Source organism: Paenibacillus piri, assembly GCF_004354045.1.
GTDB classification, from domain to species: Bacteria; Bacillota; Bacilli; order Paenibacillales; family NBRC-103111; genus Paenibacillus_S; species Paenibacillus_S piri.
In genome coordinates this window covers 359,547-376,510 of sequence record NZ_SMRT01000004.1, presented here as the reverse complement: position 1 = coordinate 376,510, position 16,964 = coordinate 359,547, and the positions used below count along the sequence as shown (strand labels likewise).

The window sequence follows — 16,964 nt, the reverse complement described above, 5'->3', positions numbered from 1 at the left end:
GGAGCGGTTACAATGGGAAAAGTGGCATTTGTATTCCCGGGCCAGGGGGCGCAAGCCGTTGGCATGGGACGGGATATTTATGATGCCGATCCGGCGTCCAGACAGCTGTTCGAGCGTGCGGATCAAGCTTTGAGATTCTCGTTATCCTCGATCATCTTCGAAGGACCGGAAGCGGAGCTGAAGTTGACGTATAATACGCAGCCTGCTTTACTTGCAACCAGCATCGCCTATTTGGAGCAGTTTAAGGCGAAAGGCGTTCAGCCCGATTACGTCGCCGGGCACAGCCTGGGCGAATACAGCGCGCTTGTCGCCGCCGGCGTTCTGGGCTTCGAGGATGCGGTGCGGACCGTTCGCGCCCGGGGCGAATTTATGGAGCAGGCTGTACCGAGCGGGCAGGGCGCCATGGCGGCCGTGCTCGGCGCGGAGCGCGAGGCGCTGCAGACGCTGTGCGCGGACATCAGCGCCAGCGCGGGAATCGTCGAGCTCGCGAATCTGAACTGTCCCGGCCAAATTGTCGTTTCCGGCAGCAAAGCGGGCGTTCAGGCTTTGGCGGATCGCGGGAAAGAGGCCGGAGCGAAGCGGGTCATCCCGCTCGAAGTAAGCGGTCCCTTTCATTCTTCCTTGATGAAGCCCGCTTCCGGGCGGTTGGCTGCGGCGCTTTCGGATTTGCCGATGCGGACAGCGACGGTGCCTGTCGTCGCGAACGTAACCGCGCGGCCGGTGCAGCAGCCCGACGAAATCCGCAGCCTGCTCGTGGAGCAGGTGCATTCCTCCGTGCTTTGGGAGGATAGCGTCGCGTGGTTGATCGGACAAGGCGTCGATACGTTCGTCGAGATCGGGTCCGGCACGGTATTGGCCGGACTCATCAAGAAAATCGACCGCGCCGTCAAAGTGTATTCCATAAACAGCAAGGAAGCGATCGATCAATTTCAGCTTGAGCCTACGGTTTAATTGAATCCATCATTGGTTATAAAGGGAGGAGGAGCAGTATGTTGGCTGGAAAAGCGGCGTTGGTGACCGGGGCTTCCCGGGGCATCGGCCGCGCCATTGCGCTGTCGCTTGCGGAGGCGGGAGCCGACGTTGCCGTCAATTATTCGGGGAGCGAGGCGGCGGCCGCGGAAGTCGTCGATCTGATCGAAGCGATGGGCCGCAAAGCGATTAAAGTTAAAGCCGATGTCAGTTCCTCGCAGCAGGTCGATGAAATGTTCAAGAACGTGCTGGAATCATTCGGCAAGCTGGATATTCTGGTGAATAACGCAGGCATCACGAGGGACAATTTGATTATGCGGATGAAGGAAGAAGAGTTCGACCAGGTCATCGCGACGAATTTGAAAGGCGTGTTCAACTGCGTCAAAGCGGCTACGCGCCCGATGATGAAGCAGCGTTCCGGGCGGATCATCAACATTTCATCGGTGGTAGGGGCGCTTGGCAATCCGGGGCAGATCAATTATGTGGCGGCCAAAGCGGGCGTCATCGGCATGACCAAGTCGGCTGCCAAGGAGCTGAGCTCCCGCAACATTACGGTCAATGCGGTCGCGCCGGGCTTTATCGAGACGGATATGACCGACAGTCTGCCGGAGGAAACGCGCGCCGCACTGCTGCAGCAAATTCCGCTTGCCCGGCTCGGCCAGCCCGAGGATATTGCCAAGGCGGTTCGTTTCCTGGCTTCGGACGACGCTTCCTACATGACCGGTCAAACCATTCATGTGGATGGCGGCATGTACATGTAAGCGGATTGAAACGCGGATACAACCGAATTTTCGCAATATTTGTTTTTTTCTGTGGAGCTTATGCTGACTATGGCAATTTGTCCATAACTCCAGTATAATACCAAAGGAGGAGGTGAACCGGATGTCCGATGTTTTGGATCGTGTAAAACGTATCGTCATCGATCGTCTTGGTGTAGATGAGGCTGAAGTAACCCTCGAAGCATCTTTTAAAGATGATTTAGGCGCTGATTCTCTAGATGTAGTAGAATTGGTCATGGAGCTCGAAGATGAGTTTGATATGGAAATCTCTGATGAAGATGCAGAGACAATAACTACAGTAGGTCAAGTAGTTGAGTACATAAAATCTCATACTTAGTTGGTATAAGTCCCGTTTTTCTATTAGACGGGACTTATCTCCATTCAGAATCAGGCACTGCAGCACCTGAATGCGATGAATGTTTATAAATATAAATACATAACATTGTTATTTTAGATAGAGGTGGGTAAAGTGAAGCAAAGAGTTGTCATTACCGGATTGGGCGTCATGACCTCCTTGGGTCATGATCTCGAAACATTTTGGGGCAATATGATGGCAGGAAAATCCGGCGTTGGCATGATTGAACTGTTCGACGTTAGCGAATACCCGACACGCATTGCCGCCGAAATTAAAGATTTTAATCCCGAGCAGTTTATCGACCGCAAGGAAGCGCGCCGGATGGACCGCTTTGTGCAGTTTGCCACTGCCGCCTCCTTGTTGGCGCTAAAGGATGCGAACTTGGACGTGAAGGAAGATACCGATCCGGAGCGGGTCGGCGTGAGCGTCGGTTCCGGAATCGGCGGCTTGTCCACCTGGGAGGAGCAGCATAAAATTTTGCTGGAAAAAGGTCCGAAGCGGGTCAGTCCGTTCTTTATCCCGATGATGATCGCCAATATGGGATCAGGCCAAATCTCGATGATTACCGGGGCGAAGGGGCCGAACAGCACGGCGGTTACCGCTTGTGCGACCGGTACGCATTCGATCGGCGATTCTTACAAAATGATCGAACGCGGCGATGCGGATGTCATGATTTGCGGCGGCGCCGAAGCTACGATTAGTCCGACCGGCGTAGCGGGATTTTGCGCGCTGCGGGCGATGTCCACCCGCAATGAGGAACCGGCTCGCGCCAGCCGTCCGTTCGATACGGACCGCGACGGATTCGTCATGGGCGAAGGCTCGGGCATTCTCATTCTGGAGTCGCTGGAGCATGCCCGGAAGCGCGGCGCCCGCATCTACGGCGAAGTGATCGGCTATGGCATGAGCGGCGACGCCTACCATATGACCGATCCCGATCCGGACGGCGCAGCCCGCTGCATGGCGAAAGCGATTAAAGACGCCGGAATTTCGCCGGATACGATCGACTACATCAATGCGCACGGTACATCGACGCCTGTGGGCGACCGTTCCGAGACAATCGCGATTAAACAGGCGCTCGGAGATCATGCGTTCAAGGTCGCCGTCAGCTCGACCAAATCGATGACCGGTCATTTGCTCGGAGCAGCCGGCGGCGTGGAGGCGCTGATCTGCGCATTGGCGTTGAAACACGGATATATTCCGCCGACCATCAACCTGGAAAATCAGGATCCGGAATGCGATCTCGACTATGTGCCGAACCAGGCGCGTCAAGCCGATTTGAACGTGGTCATGTCGAACTCGTTCGGTTTTGGCGGGCATAATGCGACGATCATCTTAAAAAAATACGAACAATAATCGATCACATCGTGGTGGAAACGATAGAACCGGGGACGGTAACCGAATGTTCGAGTAGGTGGTGAAGGTATGCATCGAAACCTGAAGCAGCTCCAAGCCGCGTTAAATATAACTTTTCGCAAGCCCGAGCTGCTGAGACAAGCGTTTACGCACTCTTCTTACGTCAATGAGCACCGTGTCAGCAATTTTAAGGACAACGAACGCTTGGAGTACTTGGGCGATGCGGTTCTGGAGCTGACCGTTTCCGAATATTTGTTCGATACGTATCCCGAACGTTCGGAAGGCGAGCTTACGAAACTGAGGGCGTCCATTGTATGCGAACCGTCTTTGGTTAACTTTGCCGAGGAGCTGTCTTTCGGCTCTTATGTGCTGCTGGGCAAGGGCGAGGAGCTGACGGGCGGCAGAACGCGTCCCGCGCTGCTTGCCGACGTATTCGAGGCGTTCATCGGTGCTTTGTATTTGGATCAGGGGCTTGATGTGGTGAAAGCTTTCCTGCGCAAGCATTTGATTCCGAATTTGCCGCACCAAGGAAAGCTGCTGACGGTCGATTTTAAAACGCACCTGCAGGAATATACGCAGCAGCATAATATGGGAATGTTGGAATATAAAATTGTCGATGAGCGGGGACCGGCGCATGAGCGCGAGTTTGTCGCCCAGGTGCAGGTCAACGAGACGCTGCTGGGACAAGGCTCGGGCCGCTCCAAGAAAGAGGCGGAGCAGCAGGCGGCCGCCCAGGCGCTGGAAGCTCTCAAGGTTGAAATACAGTAAGGAATGCATAGGCAACGAAGGTGCATCGGGACAGCTTACGAGCAATGAGCTGACGCCGGTGCATTTTTGTATAATGAAATGAGGAACGACAGCGGTCGTTACCGTATTCCCGTATAGCGGAATGCACTCGCCGGACCTCTGAAGGGACGGTGTTGAACGTATGCTCCGGTTACGGGCGGCAGATCGTGTCCGAACGGCTGCGAACCGGGGCGGGGCGCTGACAGACAAGGTTCTACGTTTGGAAAATGTGTGGTACAATAGCGGGGAGGTGAGACCTTTGTTTTTAAAACGTATCGAGCTGGCCGGATTCAAATCTTTTGCCGATAAAACGGAGCTGGAGTTCGTCCAGGGCATCACTGCGGTGGTCGGTCCGAACGGCAGCGGGAAAAGCAATATTTCCGACGGGATTCGTTGGGTATTAGGGGAACAAAGTGCGCGAAGCCTGCGCGGCGGCAAGATGGAGGATATTATTTTTGCCGGCAGCGATGCGCGGAAGGCGGTCAATTACGGAGAAGTGTCGCTCACGCTGGACAACAGCGATCAATCGCTGTCGCTCGAATACAACGAGGTCACGGTAACGCGCCGCGTACACCGCAGCGGCGACAGCGAATATTTGATCAACAAGCAGCCGTGCAGGCTGAGAGATATTACCGAGCTTTTTATGGACACCGGGATTGGGAAGGAAGCGTATTCCATCATCGGGCAGGGCCGTATCGAAGAAATTTTAAGTACGAAATCGGAGGATCGCCGGGGTATTTTCGAAGAAGCTTCGGGGATTGTCAAATATAAATCGCGCAAGCGGGAAACTGAAAAGAAGCTGCAGGAAACCGAGCAAAATTTGCTGCGGATCCACGATTTGGTGACCGAGCTGGAAGACCAAATCGAGCCGCTTCGTATGCAGTCGGAAAAAGCGATTCGTTTTAAAGAGCTGAAGGAACAGCTGAAAAGCAGCGAAATCGCGATGTATGTGTATCAGATCGAGCAAATTTACGCTTCCTGGACGGAAACGAACGCCAGCTTGGAAAAGCTGAGAAAAGAGCAGCTCGCGCTGTCCGCAGTTGTCGGCCAGCATGACGCCCATTTGGAGAAGCACCGCTGGGAAACGCGCAGGCTGGAGGAAGAAATCGAGAAGCTGCAGGAGCATTTGCTGCAGCTGAGCGAGGAATTCGAGAAATGCGAGGGCCAGGGCGAGGTGCTGAAGGAGCGGAAAAAAAATTACGTTTCCAATCAGACGCAGCTGACCCAGGCGGTGACGCAGCAGGAGCAGCGCATGGGCGAGCGGGAAGCGGATCTGGCTTCGTTTCGCAATAAAATTGCGGCGATCTCGGAACAATTGATTGTTTTTCAGGCGAAGCTCAAAGCCGAGGAGGACAGGCTGTTGGGCGTAGCCGGCGGCATCAGCAGCAGCGAAGAGGATCGGCTGAAGGGCGAAATGCTGGAGACGCTGAACCAGATGGCCAATGCGCGCAACGAGCTGCGCTATGCGGAGCAGCAGACGGAGGGCTTGGGCAAGCGGCTCGACCGGCTCAGCGACGAACACCGCAAATGGAACGAGCAGCAGGAGCGAATTGCCGAGCGCAAGCGCGGCTTCGAGGAGCGACTCGAGGCGGTCGTTCAGCGGATTGCCGAGGTGCGCAATCAATATATGGAAATTACGAATGGACTCAAATCGAAGCAGCAGCTGTCTGAAGAAGCGCAGTCCGCTTTGCGCAAGTGGGAGCAGAAGCTCGATGCGCTTGTATCGCGCCGCGATACGATGCGCGAAATGGCCAACGATTACGACGGCTTTATGCACGGTGTCAAGGAAGTGCTGAAAGCGAAGGACCGTCACGAGCTGCGGGGCATCAAGGGCGCCGTCGCCGAGCTGGTGAAGGTGCCGGCGCATGTCGAGGTGGCGATGGAAACCGCGCTCGGCGGGGCGCTGCAGCATATCGTCGTCGACAGCGAGTCCAACGGCCGTGAAGCGATCGCTTTTTTGAAGCGGCGGCAGCTGGGCCGGGCGACGTTTTTGCCGCTCGATGTCATACGCAGCCGTTCGATTCCGGAGACCGAGAAGCGTTCGATCGAAGGGATGGAAGGCTTTGTGGGCATTGGCGCCGAGCTGGTTCACTACGAAGATACATACCGCAATATTATCGGCAGCCTGCTGGGCAATGTCATCATTGCCAGCCAGCTTGAGGTGGCGAACCGGATTGCGGCGAGAGTGCAGTACCGCTACCGCATCGTCACGCTTGAAGGCGATGTGGTCAACCCCGGCGGTTCCATGACAGGCGGCAGCCAGCAGAAGAAAACGACGAGTCTGCTGAGCCGCCAGCGGCAAATAGAGGAGATGGACAAGGAGATCGCCGATTCCGACAAGCAGCTGCATCAGCTGCGGGGAAAATCGGAGCAGCTCCGCAAGGAGATTGGCGCCGAATCCGGCAAGCTGGAGGAGCTGCGCGCCGCCGGCGAAACGCTGCGGATCGAGGAGCAGCAAATCCGCGCCGGTCTGGAGCCGCTGGAGCAGGAAGCGAAGCAGGTCGCGGAGCAGCTCGCACTGTACAGCCAGGACGGAGACACGCTCGAAACGGAACGCCGCGAGCTGGCTGCGCGCCGCGAAGCCGCTTTGCAGTCGCTGGAGCGGCTGCAGGAGGAAGAAGCGGTCATGCAGCGGGCAATCCGCGAGGCGGAGCTGGCGCGCAAGGCGGGCGAACTGCAGAAGGAAGAGCTGCAGTCGCAGCTGACCGATCTGAAGATCAAGGTCGCCTCGCAGACGCAGGAGAAGCAGTCGCTGCAGGAGCAGGAACGCCGCTTCAATGCGGAGCTGTCTGCTATGCAGACCGAGCTTGATCTGAACCGCAGCATGGTTCAGCAGCTGGAGCAGGATATTGCGAGACATCAGGAGGAATCCGTTCTGCAGATCGAACAGCTGAACGGACTGAAGCTGATGAAGCAGCAATGCTCCGACGGTCTGGAGCTGAAGCGGGCGGAGCGTGCCGGATGGCTGGCGAAGCTGGAGCAGGAAGAAAACAAAACCCGCGAGGAGCGGGCGCAGCTCAAGCAGGTTGAGGAGCAGCTGCATCAAACCGAGGTGCGAGTCACCCGACTTGATGTGGAGCTGGAAAACTTCCTGAAAAAGCTGGCCGACGATTACGAGCTGAGCTTTGAGCTGGCGAAGGAACGCTATCCGGTACCCGAAGACGTGCTGGGCACGCAAAACCGGGTACGCGAGCTGAAGCGCGAGATCGCTATTTTGGGCGACGTGAACCTCGGCGCGATCGACGAGTTCCAACGGGTCAACGAACGCTTCCAGTTTTTAAGCGAACAAAAGGACGACCTGGTCGAAGCCAAAACGACGCTGTATCAGGTGATCCGCGAAATGGACGAGGAAATGGCGAAACGGTTCCGCGTGACGTTCGATGCCATCCGCTCGCACTTCGTGGTCGTGTTCGCCAAGCTGTTCGGCGGCGGACGCGCCGACTTGATTTTATCCGAGCCGGACAACCTTCTCGATACGGGAATTGAGATTGTGGCGCAGCCGCCCGGCAAAAAGCTGCAAAATCTGCAGCTGCTGTCCGGCGGCGAACGGGCGCTGACCGCCATCGCCTTGCTGTTCTCGATCATTCGCGTGAAGCCCGTGCCGTTCTGCGTGCTCGATGAGGTCGAGGCGGCGCTGGATGAAGCGAACGTCGCCCGGTTTGCCGAATATTTGCGCGAGTTTTCGCAGCAAACCCAATTCATCGTCGTCACGCACCGTAAAGGAACGATGGAAGAAGCGGATGTGCTGTACGGGGTCACGATGGAGGAGGGCGGCGTATCGAAGCTTGTGTCCGTCCGGCTGGAAGAGGACGAGGCAATCATTGCGAGCTGACGCGGAACATCATGTTATCGGCCGGCCCGCTAATTTGGAAAATATGCATCGTACATTCAGAAGCAAGGGAGTTTGACTCGGATGAGTTTTTTTAAACGATTGAAGGAAAGCATCTCGACTAAAGCCGAGGCTGTGACCAATAAATTTAAAGAAGGCTTGACGAAGACGCGGGATGTGTTTGTCGAGCGGGTCGAGGATCTGTTCAGCCGCCGTAAAAAAATCGACGAAGATTTTTACGAGGAGCTGGAAGAAATATTGATCGGGGCCGACGTAGGCGTCAATACGGTGCTGAAGCTGATCGACGATCTGCGCGCCGAAGTGCGCAAGCGGAAAATCGAGGAGCCGAGCGACCTGCAGCCGATTCTATCGGAAATGCTGATCTCGCTCTTGAAGGGCGAGGAGAATCCCGGCCTGTGCATGGCACCGTCGGGATTAACGGTCATTCTGGTCGTCGGCGTGAACGGCGTAGGCAAAACGACGACGATCGGCAAGCTGGCGCACCATCTGAAATCGCAGGGAAAGAAGGTCATGCTGGCCGCCGGAGATACGTTCCGCGCCGGAGCGATCGAGCAGCTTGAGGTATGGGGGCAGCGCGCGGGAGTCGATGTCATCAAGCAGCAGGCGGGCTCGGATCCGGCAGCCGTCATGTACGATGCGCTGCATGCGGCCAAAAGCCGCGGCGTGGATGTGCTGCTGTGCGATACGGCAGGCCGCCTCCAAAATAAAGTGAACCTGATGGAGGAGCTGAACAAGATATACCGCGTCATCAGCCGCGAGGTGCCGGATGCGCCGCATGAGGTGCTGCTCGTGCTTGACGCCACGACCGGTCAAAATGCGCTAAGTCAGGCCAAATTGTTCGACGAAAAATCGGGATTGACCGGACTTGTCCTGACGAAGCTGGACAGCACGGCCAAGGGCGGCATCGTCATCGCCATTCGCCAGGAGCTGAAGCTGCCCGTAAAATTCGTCGGGCTTGGGGAGAAAATGGACGACCTGCAGCCGTTCGACTCGGATCAGTTCGTCAACGCGCTGTTCAGCAAATGGATCGCGGCGGAAAGCGAGCAGGATACCGAGACCGAAAAGGCGTAACATGGGTGCGATACAACTGTCAACCTTTGACGCTTGACATCGTTCCCTGTTTTGAGTATGATAGGTACTGTTGCTGTAAAGTGTTTTACCTTAACGGAGGCGGGGCACTGTGACGGAAGACAATATGCTTGCCAAAACGAACCGCATGAACATGCTGGTTGATTTTTACGAGAAGCTTTTGACCGAGAAGCAGCAAACGTTTTTGAAATGCTATTTTTATGACGATTACTCGCTTGGCGAAATCGCGGCTGAATTTCAGATCAGCCGGCAAGCGGTGTACGAGCATATAAAACGGGCGGAAGCCGCGTTGGAAGACTATGAAGCCAAGCTGCAGCTGTTGGCGAAGCATGAGCAAAGACAGCAGCTGGTCGAGCAGCTTCGGTCGATGCTCTCCGAGCTGAATCCGGAAAGCCGGCTGCAATTGCAGCCGTTGATGGAACGGTTGATCAGCTTAGATTGAGCTTGAATGGATTGATCTCGCAGACTGATGGCCGATGCTTATAGATTAAGGTTCAAAGTAACGCTCGAGGGGTGAATTCGGATGGCATTCGAAGGATTAGCGGGCCGGTTGCAAAATGTATTCAGCAAGCTGAGAGGCAAAGGGAAGCTGACGGAAGACGATGTGAACGAAGCGCTTCGCGAGGTTCGACTCGCCCTTCTGGAAGCGGATGTCAATTTTAAAGTTGTCAAAGAATTCATTGCCAAGGTGAAAGAACGCGCCATCGGGCAGGAAGTGCTGCAAAGCTTCACCCCTGCGATGGTTGTCGTCGATATCGTAAATAAAGAATTAACCGAGCTGATGGGCGGAACGCAGAGCAAGCTGGCGCGCTCGAACCGCCCGCCTACCGTCATTATGATGGTCGGCTTGCAGGGCGCGGGTAAAACGACGGCTTCCGGCAAGCTGGCCAAAATGCTGCTTCAGCAAAACCATCGTCCGCTGCTTGCTGCCGGAGATATTTACCGGCCGGCTGCGATCAAGCAGCTGCAGGTGCTGGGCGAACAGATCAAAGCGCCGGTGTTCTCGATGGGCGATCAGATCAGCCCGGTGGAAATCGCCAAAAACGCGCTGCAGCATGCCAAGGATAATGGCAACGATTATTTGATCGTCGATACGGCAGGCCGCTTGCATATTGACGAGGCCTTGATGGATGAGCTGAAGCAGATCGTCGAGGCGATCAAGCCTGACGAAATTTTGCTCGTCGTCGATGCGATGACCGGTCAGGAAGCCGTGAACGTGGCGGAAAGCTTCCATAAGCTGCTGGAGCTGACGGGCGTGGTTATGACGAAGCTCGACAGCGATACGCGCGGCGGTGCCGCGATCTCGGTCAAAGCCGTAACCGGTCTTCCGATCAAGTTCGCCGGAGTCGGCGAGAAGATGGATGCGCTCGAGCCGTTCCATCCGGACCGGATGGCTTCACGGATTCTCGGCATGGGCGATATGCTGACCCTGATCGAGAAAGCGCAGGCCGGCATCGATGCGGATAAGGCGAAAGAAATGGAGCGCAAAATGCGCACCGCGGAATTTACGTTCGACGACTTCCTCGACCAGATGGAGCAGGTGAAGAAGCTCGGACCGCTTGATCAAATACTCGATATGCTGCCCGGAGCAGGAAAAATGAAGGGCATGAAAGATATTAAGGTGGACGACAAGCAGATGGCGCGGGTTGCTGCAATCGTCAAATCGATGACCAAAGAAGAACGGCAAAATCCGGATATGCTGAGCCCGAGCCGGCGAAAGCGGCTTGCTGCGGGAAGCGGCAACTCCATTCAGGACGTTAACCGTTTTATCAAGCAGTTTGACGACATGCGCAAAATGATGAAGCAGTTTTCCAGCATGATGGGTCCGAAAGGGCCTAAAGGAATGAAAGGCTTGAAAGGCAAGCTGGGCAAAGGCATGAAGTTCCCGTTCGGCTGATCCCGGACTGGAACGAATAATAGAGCAGTTTATTCTATGTGGGAGGTGATTTTCAATGGCAACACGCATTCGTCTTAAGCGTATCGGTGCTCACAAAGCTCCTTTTTACCGTGTGGTGGTTTCGGATTCCCGTTCCCCGCGTGACGGTCGCTTTATCGAAGAGATTGGTACTTACAACCCGGTTGCTCAACCAGCCGCTGTAAATATTGATGAGGAAAAGGCGCTGAAATGGCTTCAAACCGGCGCTCAAGCTTCGGATACCGTACGTAATCTGTTCAGTCAAGCAGGCATCATGAAAAAGTTTCACGAGTCCAAGCTGCAAAAGTAATCTGCCGATTCGGAGGGCATTATGAAAGATCTTATAACCGTTATCGCTAAGGCGTTGGTTGATCATCCCGATGAAGTGAATGTTTTGGTAGACGAGAACGAGCGTGACATTACGTATAAGCTGTCGGTTCATCCCGAAGATATCGGGAAAGTGATCGGCAAGCAGGGACGGATTGCCAAAGCGCTTCGTACCGTCGTCACCTCGGCTGCAGTGAAAGAAAGCAAACGGGTTTCGGTTGAAATTGTTTCATAACGAAGAAGATGGGAGTTAGGAGAAATCCTAGCTCTTTTCTTCAGTTCAAAGTATAACGGTATATACCTGGCTTCGCACAACCTTGACAAACACGCCATTCATGAGGACGGCGGAGCCGTTTGTCCTTGTCTGTACTGCGTTTCACTATTTTCAAATGGCCGGAGGTGCTTTTATGAGCGATAAACTGTTTACAGTTGGTAAAATTGTCAATACCCAAGGCATTCGCGGCGAGTTGAAAATTTTTCCGGAAACGGATTTTCCCGATGAACGGTTCGCAAAAGGAAGTGCGCTCGTTTTTTATGATCCTCAGAAGCATGCGACCTTACCTGTCGTTGTCGAATCGGCGCGCGAGCACAAAAAGCTGTTTATCATTAAATTTAAAGGCTTCGATAATATCAATGATGTGGAAAAATATAAAGGGTGGCTGTTGAAGGTCGAAGAGAAATACGTATTCGAGCTGCCGGAGGACGAATTTTATCATCATGAAATTATCGGCTGTACCGTTATAACGGACGAAGGGGAAGAGCTCGGTACGATCAGCGAAATTTTATCTCCCGGCGCAAACGATGTGTGGGTTGTCGAGCGTGAAAAAGGAAGGCCCGTCCTCCTTCCTTATATCGACGAAGTTGTGCTGGAGGTCGATGTCGCGGAGAAAAGAGTTAAGGTACATATTATGGAAGGTTTAATCGACTGATGCGGGTGGATGTCCTGACGTTGTTTCCGGCGATGTTTGACGGCGTATTTTCGGCCAGTATTTTGGGAAAAGCACGAGATAAAGGACTCGTCGAGCTGAATACCGTCAATTTCCGCGACTTTGCCCGTAATAAGCACAACACGGTTGACGATTACCCTTACGGCGGCGGAGGCGGCATGGTACTGCAGGCGGAGCCGATTTTTCTGGCGGTAGAGGAGTTGACCGGCGCTTTATCCGCGAGCCGCAAGCCGCGCATTATATTGATGTGCCCGCAGGGCGAGCCGTTTTCGCAGCGCAAGGCGGAGGAGCTGTCGCAGGAAGACCATCTTATCTTTATTTGCGGCCATTACGAGGGCTACGACGAGCGTATACGCGAGCATTTGGTAACGGATGAGCTGTCGATCGGCGATTATGTGCTGACCGGCGGCGAGCTGCCTGCGATGGTCGTGATCGATAGCGTCGTACGCTTGCTGCCGGGAGTGCTCGGCAACGAAACGTCGGCCGTGACCGATTCATTCAGCACGGGACTGCTGGAGTACCCGCATTATACGAGACCCGTGGAATTCCGCGGTTGGGAAGTGCCCGAAATTTTATTATCCGGCCACCACGCCAATATTGAACAGTGGCGCAGACGTCAAGCCATTTGGCGCACGTGGCGAAAACGCCCCGAGTTGCTGGAGCATGTGTCCCTGTCCGATAAGGAAAAGCGATGGCTGGAGGAACAAATCGAGCTTTTATCCGATACGACCGAATAACAGTGTATGGTTTGACCCATTTGTGACTACCCTATATGTAAAAGTATCTGAGATCGAAGGTACGAAACAAAATCAAATACATGGCCCCAGCCGTCTTAAACCGCAGTTGCAAGCCTTACTATTTCTGTACCATAAGCTTGTTTATAGCCCACCTCCTTAATCGAAAAGCACGGGCTCCCATCTAACGTAAAGCGTGTCCCAACGGGACGAAAGCGCTCCACCAGCAGGGAGATCAACCGTAAAGCGTGTCCCGCAGGGACGAAAGCGGTCCCCGCTCAACCTGGCCAAGGGAGAACAGGGGAGTCCAGAGGGCACAGCCCTTTGGAGCCCTCCCGTTGGGGAGGGTTTGGGAGGGGAAAATCCAAGCGTGTCCCAACGGGACGAAAGCGCTCCAACGTACAGGAGATGTAAAGTGAAGCGTGTCCCAACGGGACGAAAGCGCTCCACCAGCAGGGAGATCAACCGTAAAGCGTGTCCCGCAGGGACGAAAGCGTTCCCCGCTCAACCAGATCATGGGAGAACCATGGGAGTCCAGAGGGCACAGCCCTTTGGAGCCCTCCCGGCGGGGAGGGTTTGGGTGGGGAAAGTCCAAGCGTGTCCCATAGGGACGAAAGCGTTCCCTGCTCAACCGAATCAAGGGAGAACCTGGGGAGTCCAGAGGGCACAGCCCTTTGGAGCCCTCCCGGCGGGGAGGGTTTGGGAGGGGAAGTCCTGAGGGTTTGGGTGGGGAAGCCCCGAGGTGTTTGGGAGGGGGGAAATGATGTTGTATTTGCCCCTCCTTTATGGTATTATATACAACGTTGTGGCATTTTTGCCCGATTACGGTGGTCCTCTACGCATAAACATCAGCAGAATTGACAGCATAGGGCGGAATGAACACCTGAGTGGAAGGAGGAAGTCATACATGAGTTTAATTCAAGAAATTACAAAGGAACAGCTTCGCCAAGATCTGCCTAAGTTTCGTCCGGGCGATACGGTGAAGGTTCACGTGAAAGTTATCGAGGGTTCCCGTGAACGGATCCAGCTATTCGAGGGTGTTGTGATCAAACGCCGCGGAGGCGGAATCAGCGAAACCTTTACCGTTAGAAAAATTTCTTACGGTGTAGGCGTAGAAAGAACGTTTCCGGTAAATTCCCCGAAGATTGACAAGCTCGAGGTGGCTCGCCGTGGTAAAGTTCGTCGTGCGAAGCTATATTACTTGCGCGGTCTTCGCGGTAAAGCAGCTAGAATTCAAGAGATTCGCTAAGACGAAAACAAACGGGGGCTTGTTTAGCAAGCTCCCTTTCGTTTTTTTTTCGGTTGAAAAAAATACTTTGCTGTGCCAACCGTGACGAACGCGTCCGTCCCGTAAGGACGGCGAAGCCGTTTATCCTGGGCAACTAATCCCGATGAAAGGGCAGGTCTGATATGGAGCAGGAACAAACCATGGAGAAATCGAATCCGCTCAAAAATGAAGCATGGGAATGGGTCAAAGCGCTGCTGATTGCCGCGGCTCTTGTATTTTTTATTCGCTGGTTGATTTTTGCCCCGTTTATTGTGGAAGGGCCGTCCATGGAGCCGAATTTTCATACCGGCGAACGTCTGATAGTCAATAAGATCATTTATGCGCTGCATAAGCCGGAACGCGGGGAAGTGGTCGTGTTTCACGCCACCAAGGAAAAAGATTACATAAAGCGCGTCATTGCGATGCCGGGCGAAACCGTGAAGGTGGACGGCGATAAAGTGTATGTGAACGGCAAAGTGCTGGACGAGCCTTACCTGAAGCAAGCGCTGGAGGATGCCGCCAAAAAAGGGGTACCTTATAATACAAGAAATTATCCGGAAAAAACGGTTGCCGACGGAACGGTATTCGTCATGGGGGACAACCGCTCGAACAGCGCGGACAGCCGGGATATCGGGTTTATCGAATATGATAAAATTGTGGGCAGGGCCGATTTGATTTTTTGGCCGTTTAATAAAATCAGCTTTATACATATGTAAGACAAAGTTTTGACAGATTGAAAAATTGAGGTGACCGCAATGACGATTCAATGGTTTCCTGGTCACATGACAAGGGCAAGGCGTCAGATTGAGGCCAAGCTGAAACTGATCGATGTCGTGATCGAGCTGTTGGATGCACGAATACCGCTTTCCAGCAGAAATCCGATGATCGATGAAATTTTGCAAAATAAACCGCGTCTCGTGCTGCTGAACAAAAATGATTTGGCCGATCCCGAGGTAACGGCACAGTGGGTCGCCTACTTCGCCGGACAAGGACTGCAGGCGCTGCCGGTCGATGCGGCCAACGGCAATCAGATGAAGGAGATTATGGCTCGCTGCAAGCAGCTGATGGCGGCCAAATTTGAAACGCAGCTGCGCAAAGGGATTAAACCGCGGGCAGTCCGGGCGCTTATTGTCGGAATTCCGAATGTCGGCAAATCGACGCTCATTAACCGGCTGGCAGGCCGGAAAATTGCGGCCACCGGAGATAAGCCCGGAGTGACGAAAGGACAGCAGTGGATTAAAGTGGGAAGCGAGATGGAGCTGCTTGATACGCCGGGTATTTTATGGCCCAAGTTCGAGGATCAGGAGGTCGGGATGCGGCTTGCCGTAACCGGCGCAATAAAAGAAGAGCTGTTGTATACGGCCGATATTGCATTGTATGCGATACGCTACTTGTGCGCTCACTATGGAACGTCTCTACAGGAACGATTTGGCGTCGAGAAGCTGCCGGAAGATCCGGGCGATACCGAAGCCGTGATCGAGGTCATGGAAGCGATAGGACGTAAAAGAGGCGCTCTGCTGAGCGGCGGGCGCGTCGATCTGGATAAGGCGTCTTTGACCATTTTGCGCGAGCTGCGCGCAGGCAAGATGGGGAGAATCAGTCTGGAAGCTCCCGATGAAACGACAACCCAATAATTCGGTCACTCCATTGCGGGGTGGCTTTTTTTGTTAATTCGGTCGACCTTGCAACGGGATGATCGCCTGCGGCTCAAAAGCTTTCTTCGTCACCTCAACGCCATCTTCGATAAAGCCGACTCCTCATAACAGACCCGACTCCTTCAGCCTCTACCGCAATCAAACGATATGTCGATCTTTGCGCAGAGGGATTCGGGATCAATTTTGCACAAGGCCGTATTCGGCGTCGGCCGTTTCTAGTATAATGGGCAGTGCAGGCTGTTTTGGCTAAGAAAGGAAGTCATATGTATGCTGTTGGAATACGAGCAGTCAATTTGGGACCAAGGAAAGCGCTGCATCGCTGGCGTGGACGAAGTGGGACGGGGCTGCCTGTTCGGCGATGTGGTCGCGGCGGCCGTTATTTTACCGCCCGGTCTTGTACTGGAAGAAGTGAACGATTCGAAAAAGCTTAGCCCGAAAAAGCGGGAGCAATTATTCGAGCTTATATCCGATGAAGCCGTCGCTATCGGTATTGGCATTGCGGACGTGCCGACAATTGAGCGGATCAATATTAAACAGGCGGCGCGGCTGGCTATGAAGCGGGCTGTGGAGGGGCTGGAACCCGTTCCCGATTATTTGCTGGTCGATGCGGAGAAAGTGGACATGCCTATCGAGCAGATGGCCGTTATACACGGCGATGCATTGAGCCAATCGATAGCCGCCGCTTCCATTGTCGCAAAAGTAACCCGCGACCGCATGTGCCTGCAGTGGGAACTGGATTACCCGGAATACGGAATTGCTTTACATAAAGGCTACGCCACGAAGCTTCACCGCGAACGAATTCAGCAATTCGGGGCTACGCCGCTTCACCGCAAAACTTTTTTAAAAAACATAGTTGTCGAGGCCGTACAGCAGGAGCTGTTTTAACCTGCGGCGGCACTGAAATGTAGCACTCATACTGCCGATAATAAACTTATCGA

General features: G+C 54.3%; 17 protein-coding genes. All 17 read left to right on the top strand.

Features of this window, described 5'->3' with window-relative positions:
- Positions 1-12 precede the first annotated feature (12 nt).
- The 17 genes from fabD (at position 13) to E1757_RS12175 (ending at position 16,911) form a co-directional block, all read left to right on the top strand.
- On the top strand, positions 13-951 hold the full coding sequence (gene fabD, locus E1757_RS12255; protein WP_133228195.1) for an ACP S-malonyltransferase: 939 nt from the start codon (positions 13-15) through the stop codon (positions 949-951).
- Positions 952-989: 38 nt separating this feature from the next.
- Positions 990-1,730 carry a 3-oxoacyl-[acyl-carrier-protein] reductase gene (gene fabG, locus E1757_RS12250; RefSeq protein WP_133228193.1) on the top strand — a complete coding sequence of 247 codons (741 nt, stop codon included), beginning with the start codon at positions 990-992 and terminating at the stop codon, positions 1,728-1,730.
- Between the two features lie 121 nt (positions 1,731-1,851).
- A complete protein-coding gene (locus tag E1757_RS12245) occupies positions 1,852-2,085 on the top strand; it encodes an acyl carrier protein (RefSeq protein WP_133228191.1) in 234 nt (77 codons plus the stop codon).
- Positions 2,086-2,217: 132 nt separating this feature from the next.
- Positions 2,218-3,456 carry a beta-ketoacyl-ACP synthase II gene (fabF, locus tag E1757_RS12240; RefSeq protein ID WP_133228189.1) on the top strand — a complete coding sequence of 413 codons (1,239 nt, stop codon included), beginning with the start codon at positions 2,218-2,220 and terminating at the stop codon, positions 3,454-3,456.
- Positions 3,457-3,525: 69 nt separating this feature from the next.
- Entirely contained in the window at positions 3,526-4,224 is a 699-nt protein-coding gene (gene rnc / locus E1757_RS12235; protein WP_133228187.1) for a ribonuclease III, read from the top strand.
- A gap of 277 nt (positions 4,225-4,501) precedes the next feature.
- Positions 4,502-8,074 carry a chromosome segregation protein SMC gene (smc, locus tag E1757_RS12230; protein WP_133228185.1) on the top strand — a complete coding sequence of 1,191 codons (3,573 nt, stop codon included), beginning with the start codon at positions 4,502-4,504 and terminating at the stop codon, positions 8,072-8,074.
- Between the two features lie 81 nt (positions 8,075-8,155).
- Positions 8,156-9,163, top strand: coding sequence for a signal recognition particle-docking protein FtsY (gene ftsY / locus E1757_RS12225; protein WP_133228183.1), 1,008 nt, complete (start codon positions 8,156-8,158; stop codon positions 9,161-9,163).
- 109 nt (positions 9,164-9,272) lie between these two features.
- Positions 9,273-9,623: a putative DNA-binding protein gene (locus E1757_RS12220; protein ID WP_133228181.1), complete on the top strand. Its 351-nt coding sequence runs from the start codon at positions 9,273-9,275 to the stop codon at positions 9,621-9,623.
- A gap of 81 nt (positions 9,624-9,704) precedes the next feature.
- On the top strand, positions 9,705-11,078 hold the full coding sequence (gene ffh / locus E1757_RS12215) for a signal recognition particle protein (RefSeq protein WP_133228178.1): 1,374 nt from the start codon (positions 9,705-9,707) through the stop codon (positions 11,076-11,078).
- 55 nt (positions 11,079-11,133) lie between these two features.
- On the top strand, positions 11,134-11,406 hold the full coding sequence (gene rpsP / locus E1757_RS12210; protein WP_133228176.1) for a 30S ribosomal protein S16: 273 nt from the start codon (positions 11,134-11,136) through the stop codon (positions 11,404-11,406).
- 21 nt (positions 11,407-11,427) lie between these two features.
- Entirely contained in the window at positions 11,428-11,658 is a 231-nt protein-coding gene (locus E1757_RS12205) for a KH domain-containing protein (protein ID WP_133228174.1), read from the top strand.
- 172 nt (positions 11,659-11,830) lie between these two features.
- On the top strand, positions 11,831-12,352 hold the full coding sequence (gene rimM, locus E1757_RS12200) for a ribosome maturation factor RimM (RefSeq protein WP_133228172.1): 522 nt from the start codon (positions 11,831-11,833) through the stop codon (positions 12,350-12,352).
- Positions 12,352-13,107: a tRNA (guanosine(37)-N1)-methyltransferase TrmD gene (trmD, locus tag E1757_RS12195; protein WP_133228170.1), complete on the top strand. Its 756-nt coding sequence runs from the start codon at positions 12,352-12,354 to the stop codon at positions 13,105-13,107. The genes rimM and trmD overlap by 1 nt, the downstream gene beginning before the upstream one ends.
- 904 nt (positions 13,108-14,011) lie before the next feature.
- Positions 14,012-14,353 carry a 50S ribosomal protein L19 gene (rplS, locus tag E1757_RS12190; protein ID WP_133228168.1) on the top strand — a complete coding sequence of 114 codons (342 nt, stop codon included), beginning with the start codon at positions 14,012-14,014 and terminating at the stop codon, positions 14,351-14,353.
- Positions 14,354-14,514: 161 nt separating this feature from the next.
- Positions 14,515-15,087: a signal peptidase I gene (gene lepB / locus E1757_RS12185; protein WP_133228166.1), complete on the top strand. Its 573-nt coding sequence runs from the start codon at positions 14,515-14,517 to the stop codon at positions 15,085-15,087.
- 39 nt (positions 15,088-15,126) lie between these two features.
- Entirely contained in the window at positions 15,127-16,005 is an 879-nt protein-coding gene (gene ylqF / locus E1757_RS12180; protein WP_133228164.1) for a ribosome biogenesis GTPase YlqF, read from the top strand.
- 291 nt (positions 16,006-16,296) lie between these two features.
- Positions 16,297-16,911 carry a ribonuclease HII gene (locus E1757_RS12175; protein ID WP_133228444.1) on the top strand — a complete coding sequence of 205 codons (615 nt, stop codon included), beginning with the start codon at positions 16,297-16,299 and terminating at the stop codon, positions 16,909-16,911.
- Positions 16,912-16,964: the final 53 nt, after the last annotated feature.

Bases quoted from the DNA above. Each gene is read 5' to 3' on its own strand.
- rimM (WP_133228172.1), top strand. From the start codon at position 11,831: ATGAGCGATAAACTGTTTACAGTTGGTAAAATTGTCAATACCCAAGGC.
- ftsY (WP_133228183.1), top strand. From the start codon at position 8,156: ATGAGTTTTTTTAAACGATTGAAGGAAAGCATCTCGACTAAAGCCGAG.
- ylqF (WP_133228164.1), top strand. From the start codon at position 15,127: ATGACGATTCAATGGTTTCCTGGTCACATGACAAGGGCAAGGCGTCAG.
- lepB (WP_133228166.1), top strand. From the start codon at position 14,515: ATGGAGCAGGAACAAACCATGGAGAAATCGAATCCGCTCAAAAATGAA.
- ffh (WP_133228178.1), top strand. From the start codon at position 9,705: ATGGCATTCGAAGGATTAGCGGGCCGGTTGCAAAATGTATTCAGCAAG.
- fabG (WP_133228193.1), top strand. From the start codon at position 990: ATGTTGGCTGGAAAAGCGGCGTTGGTGACCGGGGCTTCCCGGGGCATC.
- rpsP (WP_133228176.1), top strand. From the start codon at position 11,134: ATGGCAACACGCATTCGTCTTAAGCGTATCGGTGCTCACAAAGCTCCT.
- rplS (WP_133228168.1), top strand. From the start codon at position 14,012: ATGAGTTTAATTCAAGAAATTACAAAGGAACAGCTTCGCCAAGATCTG.
- E1757_RS12245 (WP_133228191.1), top strand. From the start codon at position 1,852: ATGTCCGATGTTTTGGATCGTGTAAAACGTATCGTCATCGATCGTCTT.
- trmD (WP_133228170.1), top strand. From the start codon at position 12,352: ATGCGGGTGGATGTCCTGACGTTGTTTCCGGCGATGTTTGACGGCGTA.
- rnc (WP_133228187.1), top strand. From the start codon at position 3,526: ATGCATCGAAACCTGAAGCAGCTCCAAGCCGCGTTAAATATAACTTTT.
- E1757_RS12205 (WP_133228174.1), top strand. From the start codon at position 11,428: ATGAAAGATCTTATAACCGTTATCGCTAAGGCGTTGGTTGATCATCCC.
- fabD (WP_133228195.1), top strand. From the start codon at position 13: ATGGGAAAAGTGGCATTTGTATTCCCGGGCCAGGGGGCGCAAGCCGTT.